Origin of the sequence: uncultured Allobosea sp. (genome assembly GCF_945956895.1) — a bacterium.
Taxonomy (GTDB): domain Bacteria; phylum Pseudomonadota; class Alphaproteobacteria; order Rhizobiales; family Beijerinckiaceae; genus Allobosea.
In genome coordinates this window covers 1-14,511 of the sequence record NZ_CAMFJF010000028.1, presented here as the reverse complement: position 1 = coordinate 14,511, position 14,511 = coordinate 1, and the positions used below count along the sequence as shown (strand labels likewise).

Here is a 14,511-nt window from a genome sequence, read left to right as displayed (position 1 = left end):
GGATTCCGGGTCTCCGCTTCGCTACGCCCGGAATGACGGCGTTTGGTTGAAAAAGGCTCACCGCAAGCTATGTCTCGGCGCGGCGACCTCGCCGCGCTGGCTGGCGCGGGCCATCTCGAAGCTGTCGGCGATGCGCCGCGCCCGGACGATGAAGGCCTCCGCGATCTCGGGCGGGCAGACCTCATGCGCGGTGATCTCGAACAGGTCGAGCCAGCGGTCGAAATGCTTGCCCTCCAGCGGCAGGATCAGGTGCGGGCGCATCGGACGGCCATCGTAGCGGCCGGTGCGCAGCATCACGCCGCTCCAGAAATCGGTGATCTTCCCGATATGGTGGTCCCAGTCCTCGACGGCGGCCGCGAAGATCGGGCCGATCAGTTTGTCCTCCCGAGCCCGCGCATAGAAAGTGCGGACGAGCTCCGCGATCATCGGCTCGCGCAGGTCGGGGTGGGCGGCGCCCGGGTAGAGCAGGGGATTGTCGGTCATCGTGGTGCGATCAGAAGGTCACTGCATCCGATATGGCGAATGCTGGCCCTCATGGGTAGGTCCGCCAGCGTCGCAGGTCTCACGTCAGCACTCACGCATGTCATCCCGGGTCTCCCAGCGGTCGCTCGGGATGACTCGCCTTTTTCATCAGGCCATCACAGGTTGATCGTTGACGGGCGCCTCAGCGGTCTCCGTGAGCCGACCATCGCCATGCTCGAGAAACAGCCGCATCTCCTCGGCGAGCGCGAAGAAGCGATACCGCACCGCCTTGGCATGGGGATTGGCGCGCTCGATCGCGATGAAGACGTTGGGCGCGTCGTAGCGCACCATTTCGGTCGCCTGCATCAGCAGGTCGAAGCTCGCCGTGGTCATCGTCCGGGGCAGGGGCTCCATCCGGACCAGAATCTTGGCGATGAGATGGGTCAGACCCTGCACCATCGCAACCTCGCGGTCATGGGCGTCGGCCGTGGTGACGATGACCTTCAGCTTGAGCACATGACGCAGGAAGGCGGCGATGCGCGGCGTGCTGCGGCCTCTGATGGGGCAAAGCGCGATTTTCAGGCCAGCGAGCCCGTCGCGGGCGCTCTGCGGGCCGAAGAGCGGATGCGTGCCGATGATCTCGACATCATCCGGCAATGTCGCCTGCATGGCGCGCGCCGGGCCGATCTTGACCGAGCCGACATCGAGCACGATGGCGCCGGCCTTGAGATGCGGTCGCAAGGCCGCGATCGCCTCGGGGATAGCCGGGACGGGCACGGCGAGGATGACGAGGTCGCAAGCTGCGACTTCGGCTGCGGTCGCCGGCCGCAAGCCCTTGCCGGCCGTATCGGTCGCAGGCGCGTTGCCGGGATCGCAGACGCGCAAGGCGAAATGCGGCTGGAGATGGCGGGCCATCAGCTGCCCGAAGGCGCCGAAGCCCATGATTCCGATGGTGGAGATAGTTTTGATCTTGGAAGACATCGCTCTGGTCCGGTGGGAGCCGCGATGCCGGGTGATCTGCCTGAATTCAACCGCCAGCGCGGCGGTTGAACATGGGAATGCCACCGCCTCTATGAGGACGGGGCGTAATAGCTGCGCTGGAGGGCCATCAGGCTGGTCATGCCCTGCTTAAAGCGCGCAGGGCCGGCCGTTGTCAATCGAGTGGCGGCGAATAGGCCGTGGGCGTGAGAATGCGATCCTCGATGGCACCGACCATGTCGCCATGCTCGATCTTGGTGACGCGCTTGATCTCGCTCCATTCCGGGTCGGCCATGAAGCTCGCCCAGGCCGCGGTCTTCGTCTGGATGTCCGGCCAGGCGAGGAGATAGGCGAACTCGGTGCGTCCAGCGCTCGCCGTCTCCCATAGCGCGACGATGTGGAAGCCGTGGCGGGCCATGATGCGCGCGGCATGGTCGCGGAAGCGGGCATGGAAGGCCGCCTTGTTGCGCTCGAAGATCTCGTAGATGCGGAGTTGATGGATCATCGCGGATCTCCCGTCATCTCGCCGCCATCGTCATTGCGAGGAGCGCAGCGACGAAGCAATCCAGGGGGGACGTAGAGCTCTGCCGCCCCTGGATTGCTTCGCTGCGCTCGCAATGACGTCTTCGCTCAGGCCGCCTTCTTCGCCTTCTCGGCCGCCATCAGCTCGGTGAAGCGGGTGAAGAGATAGTGGCTGTCCTGCGGGCCGGGCGAGGCTTCCGGATGGTGCTGGACGCTGAAGGCCGGGCGGTCGGTCAGCGCGATGCCGCTGTTCGAGCCGTCGAAGAGCGAGACATGGGTCTCGACCGCATTCGCCGGCAGGCTCGCCGGATCGACCGCGAAGCCGTGGTTCATCGAGACGATCTCGACCTTGCCGGTGGTCTTGTCCTGCACCGGGTGGTTCGCGCCGTGATGGCCCTGCTTCATCTTCATGGTCTGACCGCCGATGGCGAGCGCCATCATCTGGTGTCCCAGACAGATGCCGAAGGTCGGGACCTTCTTCTCAAGCAGTTCCTTGATGACCGGAACGGCATATTCGCCGGTGGCGGCCGGGTCGCCCGGGCCGTTGGAGAGGAAGATGCCATCGGGATTGAGCGACAGGATGTCCTCGGCGGTCGCGGTCGAGGGCACGACGGTGACGTCGCAGCCGGCCTTGGCGAGCAGGCGCAGGATGTTGCGCTTCACGCCGTAGTCGATGGCGACGACCTTGAACTGGTTGCTCTCGCGCTTGCCGTAGCCGGCCGGCCAGACCCAGGGGGTCTCGTTCCAGTCGTAGCGCTGTGAGGCGGTGACGAGCGGGACGAGGTCGAGGCCCGCCATCGAAGGCAGTCCGGCGGCCTGCTTCTTCAGTCGCTCGATGTCGAAGACGCCGTCCGGGCTATGGGCGAGGATGGCGTTGGGCATGCCGTTGTCACGGATCAGCGCGGTTAGTGCGCGCGTATCGACGCCGCAGATGCCGACGATGTTGCGGGCCTTGAGCCAGGCGTCGAAATGCCGATGGCTGCGCCAGTTCGAGGGCTCGGTGATCGCGGCATGAAGCACGCAGCCGCGCACGCCGGAAGAGGCGGCGGCGTTCACCGTCTCGGTGTCTTCCTCGTTCACGCCGACATTGCCGACATGCGGGAAGGTGAAGGTGATGATCTGTCCGGCATAGGACGGGTCGGTCAGGATTTCCTGGTAGCCGGTCATCGCCGTGTTGAAGCAGACTTCGCCGGGCGCCTCGCCGACGGCGCCGAGGCCGAAGCCTTCCAGCACCGTGCCGTCCGCCAGCACGAGGAGCGCGGTCGCGCGCGGTTCGGTCCAGCCGGTCTCGGCGGGGTTTCCTTCGGGAGCGGTCATGTCTATGTCTCGGTCCAGGCCGCGCGAGCGGCAAAATGCGGGGGCGGGGCTGCGGCAATCCACTCCGCCGGTCTGGAACGCGAGCCATAAAGAGCCGGGCGGCGCCCGTCAATGAAGCTTGGCGCAGGCCGCACAGGACAAAAGAGCAAGAGAAAAGGACGAAGACGATGACCAGCCTGCGCGAGCGCTTCATGGGCGATCTCAAGGAAGCGATGAAGGCCGGCGACAAGGGCAAGGTCGGCGCGATCCGCCTGATCCAGGCGGCGCTGAAGGAAAAGGACATCGAGGCGCGGGGCGCCGGCAAGGGCGAGGCGACCGCCGACGAGATCCTTGGCGTGCTCCAGAAGATGATCAAGCAGCGCCAGGAATCGATCGCGATCTACGATGCCAACAATCGCCCGGAGCTCGCCGAGGGCGAGCGCGTCGAGGTCGCGGTGATCTCCTCCTACCTGCCCAAGCAGATGTCGGACGACGAGGTGAAGGCTGCGATCGACAAGGCCGTGGCCGAGACCGGCGCGACCGCCGTCAAGGACATGGGCAAGGTCATCGGCGTGCTGCGGGCTGCCTATGCCGGCCAGATGGATTTCGGCAAGGTCAGCCCGATGGTGAAGGCCGCGCTCGGCGGCTGAGGCGGCTGTTTCGCTTGGAATGCAACGAGCGTCATGCTCGGGCTTGAGCCTGAGCATCTCGGAAATCAGCGCCTTCGCGTCCTGAGATTCTCGGGTCGAAGCTTTGCTTCGCCCGAGAATGACGTGCGAGAGATCGGCGTGGTGCTGCCTGATCGCTGCGCTTGTGGATATTGGCGACAAGCCCTGTCGCGGTCGTATTCGAGGTTGGCTTTCCGACGCGCAGGGGCCACATCAGAAACCATGAAATTCCCGCCCTCCGTCCTTGAGGAGATCAAGGCGCGGCTGCCTGTCTCGGCGGTCGTGGGCAAGCGCGTGCGCCTGCAGAAGGCGGGGCGCGAATGGAAGGGGCTTTCGCCCTTCAATGCCGAGAAGACGGCCTCCTTCTTCGTCAACGACCAGAAGGCCTCCTTCTTCGATTTCTCGTCGGGCAAGAACGGCGACATCTTCAAATTCGTCATGGAGACCGAGGGGCTCTCTTTCCCGGAGGCCGTCGAGAAGCTCGCGGCCGAGGCCGGCGTCATCCTGCCGAAGATCACGGCCGAGGCGCAGATCTTCGAGGAGAAGCGCAAGGGGTTGCACGAAGTCGTGGAGCTCGCGGCGCAGTTCTTCGAGGCCGAATTGATGGGCGATCGCGGCGGCGCGGCCCGGCGCTATCTCGCGACCCGCGGGCTCGACGGCGAGGCGCGCACGCGCTTCCGGCTCGGCTACGGCCCCGTCGATCGCTTCGCGCTGCGCGACCATCTGGCGGGGAAGGGTGTTCCGGCCGAGCTGATGATGGAGGCGGGGCTGCTCGTGCATGGCGAGGAGATTGCCGTGCCCTATGACCGCTTCCGCGACCGGGTGATATTCCCGATCCATGATTCCCGCGGGCGGGTCATCGCCTTCGGCGGGCGGGCGATGAGCTCGGAGGTCGCGGCGAAATATCTGAACTCGCCGGAGACGCCGCTCTTCCATAAGGGCCATTTGCTGTTCAATCACCACAATGCCCGCAAGGCCGCGCATGACACCGGGCAGGTCGTCGTGGTCGAGGGCTATGTCGACGTCATCGCCATGTCGCTCTCAGGGGTTCCGCAGACGGTGGCGCCGCTCGGCACGGCCCTGACCGAGGACCAGCTCGGCCTGCTCTGGCGCATGGCCGACGAGCCGGTGATCTGCCTTGATGGCGACAAGGCCGGCCGCAAGGCGGCGAGCCGGGCGATCGATCTGGCGCTGCCGATGCTGGAGCCGGGCAAGTCGCTCTCCTTCGCCTTGCTGCCGGACGGACAGGACCCGGACGATCTCGCTCGCTCGGGCGGACGACAGGCCATCGCTGAAGTGATTGCGGCGTCGCGCCCGCTGGTCGATATGCTCTGGCAGCGAGAGGTCGAGGCCGGGCCGCTCGATACGCCGGAGCGGCGGGCTGCCTTTGAACGCCGCCTGAAGGAGCCGCTCGGGCAGATCCGCGACGAGACCACGCGCAAGCATTATCGCCGCGAGATGGACGAGCGCCTGGCGCAGCTCTTCGCCAGCACCGCCCCGGCGCGGCCGGAGCGGGGCGGGGGACAAGGCAATTTCCAGCGTGGCCGCGGCGGGCCGCAGCGCGGCGGCGGATTCGGCCGGCAGGCTCCGCCATGGCTCGCCGGGCCGCTCAAGGCATCGAGCGCGCTGACGCAGTCGCGTCTCGTCGCGAAGCTGCGCGGCGAGGATCAGCGCGAAGCCTTCATCCTGCTGGGGCTGGCGAGCCATCCGGATCTCATCCTGCGCTGTGCGGACGAAATCGCGGAGCTTTCATTGGACGGGCCGGCGGCCGAGCGCTTCCGGCAGGCGCTGCTGGATTCCGTCGAGGACACGCTCGACCGTGAGACGCTGGCGAATCGGCTGGCGCAGCCGCGTGTGCGGGAGGCGCAGGGGCATCTGATGGCCGTCACGGGGCCGGCCGAGCGGCGCAAGCTCGCACAAGATGCTGATCCTGAATCGGTTTTTGACTCGATTCATCAGGCCATCGTCTTGCATCATCGCGCGCGAACGCTAAATAGCGAGTTGAGAGCAGCCGAGCGTGCATTGGCTGACGATGCGACCGAAGCCAATTTCGCCTGGATCAAGGACGTGAAGGCCCGCCTCGAGACAATCGAAGGCACTGAGGCCATGTCCGAGGATTGATTGCCCAGCGAATGGTGGACGCCGGTCCGATGCGCGCAAGCTGTGGGGTGGTTCACGATTCGTCAACGACGTCTGGTGCCATCTGCAACTGGATTTGGGTGGGTGAGCGCGCCGGGCCTGCGGTCGCGCCGCCCTTTTATGCGTCGGTATATGACTTTCTCGGTCATGCCCGGCGCGAGTGCGGAGCGCTGATTGATGGCGACTAAAGCGAGCGAACGGGAAAAGACCGATCAGGTCGCGCCGGATGCCCCCCCGACTACCGACGGCCCGTTGCTCGACCTGACCGATCAGGCCGTAAGGCGCATGATCAAGCTCGCGAAGAAGCGCGGCTATGTCACCTATGACGAACTGAACGAAGTTCTGCCCTCGGAGGAGTTCTCCTCCGAGCAGATCGAGGACGTGCTCGGCCAGCTCAGCGAGCAGGGCATCAACGTCGTCGACAACGAGGACCCGGAAGCCGCCGGCGAGGAGCGCGCCAACCGCAAGGATGGCGCCGCCGACGAGGAAGAGCCCGAGGGCGGCGACATGGTCGACGCCTCGCGCCAGACCCTGCCGGTCGAGACCAAGCGCAACCTGGAGCCGACCGAGCGCACCGACGATCCGGTCCGCATGTATCTGCGCGAGATGGGCTCGGTCGAGCTGCTTTCGCGCGAGGGCGAGATCGCGATCGCCAAGCGCATCGAGGCTGGTCGCGAAGCGATGATCGCGGGCCTTTGCGAGAGCCCGCTGACCTTCCAGGCCATCATCATCTGGCGCGACGAGCTCGTCGACGGCAAGGTGCTGCTGCGCGACATCATCGATCTCGAAGCGACCTATGCCGGCCCCGACGGCAAGAATCCCGCTGCCACCGGCGAGGAGGAAGGCGAAGAGGGCGAGCAGGCCGAGACTCCGGAGGGTGAGACCCCGCCGGATATGGACGACGACGACATGGAGAACAACGTGTCGCTCTCGGCCATGGAGGCCGAGATCAAGCCGCGCGTGCTCGAGACCTTCAACGCCATCGCCGACGACTACAAGAAGCTGCGCCGCCTGCAGGATCAGGACATCGCCAACCGGCTGGAGAACACCAAGCTCTCGCCGTCGCAGGACCGCAAGTACAAGAAGCTCAAGGACGACATCATCACCGCGGTGAAGTCGCTCTCGCTCAACAACAACCGCATCGAGGCGCTGGTCGAGCAGCTCTACGACATCAACAAGCGCCTGATCGGCCACGAGACGCGCTTGCTGCGCCTCGCCGAGAGCTATGGCGTGGCGCGCGAGGACTTCCTCAAGCAGCATGTCGGCGGCGAACTCGATCCGAAATGGGTCCTGCGCGTCTCCAAGCTCGGCTCGCGCGGCTGGAAGGAGTTCGTCGCGGCGGAGCTGGAGCGGATCAAGCAGCTGCGCGAGGAGGTGCATACGCTCGCCTCCGAGACCGGCCTGGAGATCCAGGAATTCCGCAAGATCGTGCTGATGGTCCAGAAGGGCGAGCGCGAGGCCCGTCAGGCGAAGAAGGAGATGATCGAGGCGAACCTGCGTCTCGTGATCTCGATCGCCAAGAAGTACACGAACCGCGGCCTGCAGTTCCTCGACCTGATCCAGGAAGGCAATATCGGCCTGATGAAGGCGGTCGACAAGTTCGAGTACCGCCGGGGCTACAAGTTCTCGACCTACGCGACCTGGTGGATCCGGCAGGCGATTACACGCTCGATCGCCGACCAGGCCCGCACGATCCGCATCCCGGTCCACATGATCGAGACGATCAACAAGATCGTGCGGACCTCGCGCCAGATGCTGCACGAGATCGGCCGCGAGCCGACCCCGGAAGAGCTGGCCGAGAAGCTGGCCATGCCGCTGGAGAAGGTGCGCAAGGTCCTGAAGATCGCCAAGGAGCCGATCTCGCTGGAAACGCCGATCGGTGACGAGGAAGATTCGCATCTCGGCGACTTCATCGAGGACAAGAACGCGATCCTGCCGATCGACGCCGCGATCCAGAGCAATCTTCGCGAAACAACGACGCGCGTTCTCGCGTCGTTGACCCCGCGCGAAGAAAGAGTGCTGCGCATGCGCTTCGGCATCGGCATGAACACCGACCACACCCTCGAAGAGGTCGGCCAGCAGTTCAGCGTCACCCGCGAGCGCATCCGCCAGATCGAGGCGAAGGCGCTGCGCAAGCTGAAGCATCCGAGCCGGTCGCGGAAGCTCCGGAGCTTCCTCGACAATTGATTGTTTTAGTTTTTTCAACGGCTTAAGGCGATTCTCTGGAAAGTCGGGCAGGAACTAGGGCAACTGGCGGGCGCTGCCCCCGCCAGCAGAGGCGGCTACCGTGCCCGGCATGGTCGCCGCCTTTCTCATTGGGCAGCGTCGTGTCGGGCGTGTCGCGTTACGCGCCCGACATCACCCAACAAAGCCCTTGTTGGCAGACACGGTTTCATGTGGACAATGACGGGCCTCGTGACCAACCAGAGGCTTCCCCAATGCTCATCGAACACTGCTTCCCGTTGATCATGTCAGGGCGGACATGGTTCGCCGCCTGAAGCCAACGCGGGCTCTCGTCATAGGGCGCACGATTTCGGAAGGCCGCAGCCTGCTCGCGCTGCTGAGTTTCGTACCTGCTACCCTGGACCTTACGGTTCTCGTTCGGCGCAGGCTCCCGGTTCAACAGGTCGCCCTGCGTACGGGGCTGGCACCGGCTGTTGTCGAAGCCTTCGCAAACGGACTGGCATCGCCCCGCAGGCGGGGAGGCATTCGGCGCTGATGGCCGCGTGCCGTGGCACAACCCTCACGTGAGCGCACGTGCGCACCCTGCCCCCGTGCGCGAGCGCTGCCTCGCATACGATACGCGCGCTGCCCCGCGCGCGTCCGTCCCGGAGCCCCCCGGCACGGACGACGCGCGGCGCGCGGGACCGCGCGGACGCCCCGACAAAATCGCAGGTTTTTCAACTTTCGCGCCTTACGACCACCCCCGTCTGGATAGGGCTCGATACTAAATCGGCCCGGCTGCTTGATGCGGCAGTGAATGTTTGAGATCAGAGATCGGCCTGTGCACTGGAGGTCGGCCACTATGGGATTTCGCCTTGCTGTAGCGTTGCAGTGGGAGCAGGAGCAGGAGAAGAAGCGCGAGCAGGTGATGCGCGCGCTTTATGGCGGCCCAAGAGCGGATATTGCTGACAGCTTGCGCCAGTCTGAGTTGTGGTCGTCATTCACGCAGGCGGCCTCCAAATGCCTGGAGGCAGAAAACGAACAGGAAAGCATCCAAGGAATTCGACCAGGCGTAGGCTTCGCTAAGGAAGGCTTTCGTGACGATCTTGATGAAGCGACAAGCTGCTACCTTCAAGATGGCCGCCTTTGGTGCGACAGAGTTACGGCGAGGTTCGTTGTCTGGCACCTGAAGTGTGAGCTTTATCCGTTGCTTCGCAGAATAGGACTTGATCTGTATCCGGCGTGGGCCGGCCGCCCCTACCAAACGATTGCATCTGGCGAGTGGATTGGGATCCCGCTTACCGTTGCTTTAGCGCTTGTCGCGTTAATCGCGGGCTATGTTCCATGGGGCCTAAATGCCATCGCGGACGTCATATCGGTGGAAGGGCTCAGGCCCCGCAACACCGCTTGGACTGCCTGGCCGATACTGATCGTGCTGGGCTATCTAACTGTCCATCTCGTCACAGTGGCCCATCTCCGGAGAAGGCTACGCTATCCATTCCGTCTCGCGTGCGAGCGTATCCTGTACACACTCAACGAGATCGGACGCTCGAAAAGCGACGGGGGCATCTACGACGCTGAAGCCCTTATCCATCGCCTCCGTATGTGCGAGGCCGATGGCTTTTTCGTTCCAAGCGTCGTGTATCGGTTGCTGCGAATGCTCGCCGATGGAGGCCGGTGACAGCACTTTCGATCCTTTTTGGTCTGCTATCATGCGCCTATGCGTGTGCGCGAGGGGGGCAGCATGGCAGGGCAACCAAAGACCAGAGCGAAACGGGCTGCGCTGGCAGCGCTGGCCGCAGAGCGCAAAGCGTTAGAGCCGCCACCCCCGCCACCCGAAGTGCCGCTTGTGGCCGGGACAGCGGGCGTTGACCTCAAGATCAGATCAAACGGCGCTGCCGGCTGCTATGGGCTGACGGCGTGGTCCGAACGCGGACGCGAATTTATCAAACGGCATGTGCTGCCCTTGCAGTCGGCTGGCGCGGCTGCCGATTGCGTCTGGTTTGATGACACAGAGGCTCCGGCTGTCCAGACGGAATTGCGTGCCAGCGGCCTTGTCGTCGTCATGGGCATCGGGCCGGGTGAAGACGAAATGGATGTGCCCGCAACACGGGACTGGGTGCGCTGACGGGCAACCCCGGAGAGCCCTGCGCTACCAGCCCTGCGGCGGTTCTGGCTCATAGGCTGGCCTGCGCCGTCCGATGCTCGTGCCTGCAAGGGGCTCGCGCTCGCGAAGCTTCGCTTCTATCTCGTTGAGCATCTTGCGCCAGACATCGCCGGGGATGCGGCCCGTCAAATGCTTCTCCAGCGCCGTCCGCAGGTCGCTTTCCTGCAAGGGGGAGAGCTTGTTTCGCGTGTTTCGCAGTGCAGCCCATGCTTCGTGAAACTCGCCCATGCGGGCGACTGGAAAGGGCTCACTGCCAGTCGAGTTCGCACGGGGCTTCGTGCTGGGCTTGTTGGTCGCTTTCAGGGATTTCGTGATGCGCTGTCCGGCAATCGCGCTGCGCTGCTCGCGCATGGTAGCGAGGGTGTCGGTCGAATAACGCCGAAGTGTGTACGCGAGGGCGGTCAATCGGGTTTCCCGCTGGTGTCAGGCGCAGGTGCGCTTACGCCAACGCTCATCATCGCGCAGCGCGGCGTTCACGCGATAGCCGGCCTTGATGGGGTCAGCGCCTCCCAACATGCGGACGCAGGCCCATTTCAGGCGGTCCCGAGCCCTTTCGGTGTGGGTCTCGTTGTTCAGGTCCACCCCGAAGCGGTGAAGGAGTGTTTCAGCCACACGTGCCTCGTCGTCCGGTGCCAACAGCAGTGTGCTGCCGGGGATGGTCGGGTCTCGCAGCCATGCCCGATGCAGGCGGCGGCGCTCGATGGCTGCGAGGGCCTTGCGAGCAGTGCTGGACATGACAGGGCGGCTGGCTCTGCGGGACAGGGCTTCCAGCCATGGGCGGCGGCGCTCATCCGTAAGATCGCGCGCCAGCCCGTGCAGATGCCGGTGGCAGCGGCAGGGGTCCGAGAACTTCATTCCCGGCAGTTGGCAGCGTTCGCCGGATTTTGCGATTGCCGTGCAGCGGGGCGCTCGCGCGCGCCCCGCCAGCACCGCCGCTTGCCAGCGGGCGAGATGGGCGGGGTCGCGTGAGGCGAAGTCAGAGCCGAGATGCGAGGAGTGATTGTGCATATCTTGTCTCCAGCCCTGGTGCGTTGAGGTATCCAGATACCGTTATTTCGAGGCTGCGGGAAGCGCGCGCGGGGGGCTGCACCGACCATGGGGACAAGCTGGAATCCCGATGGGGACAAGCCCTGCGGAGAAGTGAGGGGGAGATAGTGGGCGAGGGACTGGCCCACTCTCGCGGGCTTCACACACGCACACGCGCGGCGGGACAGGTTCTCCGGCTCGGGGACAAGCGGGGGACAAGCAAAATCGAACTTGGTGCAGACGCCTAAGTGTCGGATATTTATTCAGTATTTTAGATTGGGGACAAAGGGGACAAGAGGAACAAGCAAAAAGGAAAAGGTATGAAAACGAAGTTCGTCCTGCTGCACTTTCGCTCCCCGTCCTCTCTCTCACATTTCTCCGCAGGCTTTCGCGGACAGCTTGTCCCTGTTGTCCCCATGGTCATCCGGTCAACCGTGCGTGCCGGCATGGAAAACGCCGCCTCTGCGTCAGATTGCATCGGGGTCGTTCTGCGTGTCGGTTCCGTCCGTAAGGGTGTGTTCGGTGTCGTCGTCCGCATCCCAGTTCCGGGGGCCAGCGCGTTGCGTCCAGCGCTTCCGGCACTCGTCCAGCGGCGGAAGGACGATGCTCCACGGTGCGCGCTTGCGCCCGTTCTTGTCGATCCAGGGACGCACCTCCCGGATATGGGCATATCCAGCGATAGCATCGAGCAGTTGCGCCTTCGAGCGAACATGTCCGCGCCTCTCTGACACGAACTGCGTATAGGCCCGATAGAAGGCATCCTTAGACACAGTGACCGGCAGGCGGTGCCAGTTCGTCTCCGAAGGCAATCCCGGTACAACGCCGCTTTCCAGCGCTTCCAACCACCATGCCAGTTCCGGGACCATGACCGCTTCCTTCATCCGCTGCTTGGCGACGGTCATGTAGGGCTCGCGATGATCGAACCCGGTCAGGTCCACGGCCAGACACCAGTGTCCGAACGCGCGCAGTTCGTCGCCTTCGATAGCCGCCCGGAGTTCCCCGAAATACGTCTTGTCGCCCACTCCTGCATCGCTGACCCGCAGAATGGTGAACCGCCTATCGTCGGCGTCGAGAGGGACAGCGGCAATCTCGTTCGACGTGATGAGAACGTGCGCGATATTCCGGGAAGCCCGCCGATCCACGCCTTTCGGCTCGATACTGACCGTGCCGTCCGTGACCAGCGACTTGAGCTTCCCTTTCATCTGCGGATCGTGGCCGTAGAATGCTTCCTCAAACCAAAGCAGCGGTTTGCCTTCGATCCCGAGGTTAAATCCGAAGGCGTGCCGGCCGTCTGTAATGTGGGAGACCGCGTGTTCGCCCAGCATACGCTTCAACATCTCGCCAAACGTGCTCTTGCCGGTGCCCTGGGCGCCGATCAGCACCACGCCGGTCTCGCCGCGCTCCAGGGGGCACTGGACCATCCGGGCAATCCACTGCGTCAACCAGGCATATGCTCCAATGTCGCCCGCGCAGATGATGTTCCGAAGGTAGCTTTCGATCTTCGGCCAGGAGCCGGGCTTGGGATCGAGCGCTAGGCCCCGCCACAGATTGAAGGCGCCTTCAGGCTCCGTTCCCGGTGGATAGACGCCCATCGTCCTGGCCGTGCGGCGCTCGGCATTCTGCAACCAATGCGTCCCAAGCTTGGGGTGCGCGGCATTGTTGTCGTGCTCGACCTTGAAAGCCTCCCGGCGCTGATACGTTGCCGGCAGTCCGTGCTTGTCGAGACGCACAATGCGGTCGATGTCGCCTACATAGATATACTCGGCGTTGAGCTTCCGAATGTGCTCGGGAACGGCGCGAGCAGCGGCGATGCTGATCTGAGCGACTTGTTCGTCAGAGAACACACCGAACACGTCCTTCGCCCTGCGGTTCTGAAGTTCGGTGTGCAGGCGCCGCGCCTGCGGATAGCGCTGGGCGTCGTCGTGCAGGCGATCAAGAAGGTAGCCATACCCAAGGCTTTCCGCTCCCTTGAACGTGTCCCAAACGCGTTCGGCTTCGGCGGGATCGCCATACGACCAATCCACAAATGCGTGGCGTCCCGCAGGGTCGCCATAGCAAGCGCTATGGGCCGCGAAGCACATGTTCAGCCAGTCGTCCCGGCTGTCGAAGCGCCCGTCGTTCTTGATGCATTTCAGCATGCGCGCGACGAGGTTGCCGCGCACTTCATCGTCCGCCCCCGGTGCCAGCAGCGCCGCCGGTGCCAGCTTACCCGCTGACACGGGCACACTGCCGGGAGCCGGGATCGTGATACCAACCCCTTCGGCGAGTTGTTCCAACGAGAAACGCCGCTCGGGAGCCCAGACCCGCACCTTGTCCCGGAAGCTATTGTGCTCGGGCTTCACATTGCTGCCGGGGATGCGGAAATATCGCACCGTCGAACCGGCGCCGTTGTCGGTGAGGCCAAGCCGGGCCAATTCCGCCAGCAGGGCTTTCACGCGCGGGATGTCGCGCTCCACACCGTCGAGAAAATAGCTGATCTGATAGTTGCCCGGCGAAGTCTCGATGACCATCGTGGGGGGCAGATCGGGAAACTTCGCCTTTGTGCCCACGTCGTCCAGCACAATGCGAACGATGCCGCGTTGGTTTTCGCCGGTCTTCCCCGATGCGTCCTCCGCGAACACCCCCATAGAGACATAATTCGCGTTCTTAGGTTGCATCAGCCAAGCTAGGTTGTCGCCCCCGCTCAGGGCGTCATCCCGGCTGATCGGGCGGCCCCCCCATTTCGTCTCGTAATCCTTCGACCGCGCTACTCCCCAAAGCAGTTCGCCCGGTGCCAGATGGCGCGCCATTACGGCGATGATCTCGGCACCTGACACCAGTAAGCCGTCTTTAGAGTTGTCCCAGCCCCAGTCGGCAGGGGGGCTGAAAGCCACAGGCGCGAGTTGGGCTTCCGCTGTCGTCGTTGTGTCAGGAGGCTGACAGGCGGGAGCCCCGCAGCCCTCTGGAGCCCGATCCCGCAGCTTTTCGACTTCCTCCAGCAGCAATGCAGGGGGAGGGCGCGTGCCGCGCCAGATGCCGCCCAAGGTGACTTTGGTAAGGCCCCCCGGTGCCAGAGCTTCAACGAGGGCCGCACTGCGCTCATCCGGGAGC

General features: G+C 64.3%; 12 protein-coding genes. 5 read left to right on the top strand and 7 right to left on the bottom strand.

Translation table 11 applies throughout. The annotated features are described in order from the left end of the window. Positions 1–57: 57 nt before the first annotated feature. The 4 genes from Q0Q02_RS15350 to carA all read right to left on the bottom strand — a co-directional run bounded on the left by Q0Q02_RS15350 (position 58) and on the right by carA (position 3,279). Positions 58–483: a group III truncated hemoglobin gene (locus tag Q0Q02_RS15350; RefSeq protein WP_293810617.1), complete on the bottom strand. Its 426-nt coding sequence runs from the start codon at positions 481–483 to the stop codon at positions 58–60. Between the two features lie 147 nt (positions 484–630). Next, positions 631–1,443, bottom strand: coding sequence for a prephenate dehydrogenase (locus Q0Q02_RS15345; protein WP_293810616.1), 813 nt, complete (start codon positions 1,441–1,443; stop codon positions 631–633). Positions 1,444–1,615: 172 nt separating this feature from the next. Beyond that, positions 1,616–1,945 (bottom strand): NIPSNAP family protein, encoded by a 330-nt coding sequence (locus Q0Q02_RS15340; RefSeq protein ID WP_293810615.1) that lies wholly within the window; start codon positions 1,943–1,945, stop codon positions 1,616–1,618. 125 nt (positions 1,946–2,070) lie between these two features. Next, positions 2,071–3,279, bottom strand: coding sequence for a glutamine-hydrolyzing carbamoyl-phosphate synthase small subunit (gene carA, locus Q0Q02_RS15335; RefSeq protein ID WP_293810614.1), 1,209 nt, complete (start codon positions 3,277–3,279; stop codon positions 2,071–2,073). A gap of 167 nt (positions 3,280–3,446) precedes the next feature. On the opposite strand from carA, the gene Q0Q02_RS15330 reads away from it, so the two are divergent. The 5 genes from Q0Q02_RS15330 (at position 3,447) to Q0Q02_RS15310 (ending at position 10,356) form a co-directional block, all read left to right on the top strand. Further along, on the top strand, positions 3,447–3,908 hold the full coding sequence (locus Q0Q02_RS15330; protein ID WP_293810613.1) for a GatB/YqeY domain-containing protein: 462 nt from the start codon (positions 3,447–3,449) through the stop codon (positions 3,906–3,908). A gap of 240 nt (positions 3,909–4,148) precedes the next feature. Continuing rightward, the gene (gene dnaG / locus Q0Q02_RS15325; RefSeq protein ID WP_293810612.1) at positions 4,149–6,047 is read left to right on the top strand and encodes a DNA primase; all 1,899 of its coding nucleotides are present in this window, start codon (positions 4,149–4,151) and stop codon (positions 6,045–6,047) included. Positions 6,048–6,242: 195 nt separating this feature from the next. After that, on the top strand, positions 6,243–8,252 hold the full coding sequence (gene rpoD, locus Q0Q02_RS15320; RefSeq protein WP_293810611.1) for an RNA polymerase sigma factor RpoD: 2,010 nt from the start codon (positions 6,243–6,245) through the stop codon (positions 8,250–8,252). Between the two features lie 838 nt (positions 8,253–9,090). Next, a complete protein-coding gene (locus Q0Q02_RS15315; RefSeq protein ID WP_293810610.1) occupies positions 9,091–9,909 on the top strand; it encodes a hypothetical protein in 819 nt (272 codons plus the stop codon). A gap of 168 nt (positions 9,910–10,077) precedes the next feature. Next, entirely contained in the window at positions 10,078–10,356 is a 279-nt protein-coding gene (locus Q0Q02_RS15310) for a hypothetical protein (RefSeq protein WP_293810609.1), read from the top strand. A 24-nt stretch (positions 10,357–10,380) separates the two neighbouring features. Here Q0Q02_RS15310 and Q0Q02_RS15305 read toward each other — a convergent pair whose 3' ends face one another. The 3 genes from Q0Q02_RS15305 to Q0Q02_RS15295 form a co-directional block, all read right to left on the bottom strand. Further along, complete coding sequence (locus Q0Q02_RS15305; protein WP_293810608.1) at positions 10,381–10,800, bottom strand: hypothetical protein; 420 nt, start codon at positions 10,798–10,800, stop codon at positions 10,381–10,383. Between the two features lie 18 nt (positions 10,801–10,818). Then, entirely contained in the window at positions 10,819–11,403 is a 585-nt protein-coding gene (locus Q0Q02_RS15300; RefSeq protein ID WP_293810607.1) for a hypothetical protein, read from the bottom strand. Positions 11,404–11,888: 485 nt separating this feature from the next. Beyond that, positions 11,889–14,511: DUF5906 domain-containing protein (locus Q0Q02_RS15295; RefSeq protein WP_293810606.1), on the bottom strand; the 2,623-nt coding region annotated here is incomplete at its 5' end.

Bases quoted from the DNA above. Each gene is read 5' to 3' on its own strand.
- Q0Q02_RS15350 (WP_293810617.1), bottom strand. From the start codon at position 483: ATGACCGACAATCCCCTGCTCTACCCGGGCGCCGCCCACCCCGACCTG.
- Q0Q02_RS15345 (WP_293810616.1), bottom strand. From the start codon at position 1,443: ATGTCTTCCAAGATCAAAACTATCTCCACCATCGGAATCATGGGCTTC.
- Q0Q02_RS15340 (WP_293810615.1), bottom strand. From the start codon at position 1,945: ATGATCCATCAACTCCGCATCTACGAGATCTTCGAGCGCAACAAGGCG.
- carA (WP_293810614.1), bottom strand. From the start codon at position 3,279: ATGACCGCTCCCGAAGGAAACCCCGCCGAGACCGGCTGGACCGAACCG.
- Q0Q02_RS15330 (WP_293810613.1), top strand. From the start codon at position 3,447: ATGACCAGCCTGCGCGAGCGCTTCATGGGCGATCTCAAGGAAGCGATG.
- dnaG (WP_293810612.1), top strand. From the start codon at position 4,149: ATGAAATTCCCGCCCTCCGTCCTTGAGGAGATCAAGGCGCGGCTGCCT.
- rpoD (WP_293810611.1), top strand. From the start codon at position 6,243: ATGGCGACTAAAGCGAGCGAACGGGAAAAGACCGATCAGGTCGCGCCG.
- Q0Q02_RS15315 (WP_293810610.1), top strand. From the start codon at position 9,091: ATGGGATTTCGCCTTGCTGTAGCGTTGCAGTGGGAGCAGGAGCAGGAG.
- Q0Q02_RS15300 (WP_293810607.1), bottom strand. From the start codon at position 11,403: ATGCACAATCACTCCTCGCATCTCGGCTCTGACTTCGCCTCACGCGAC.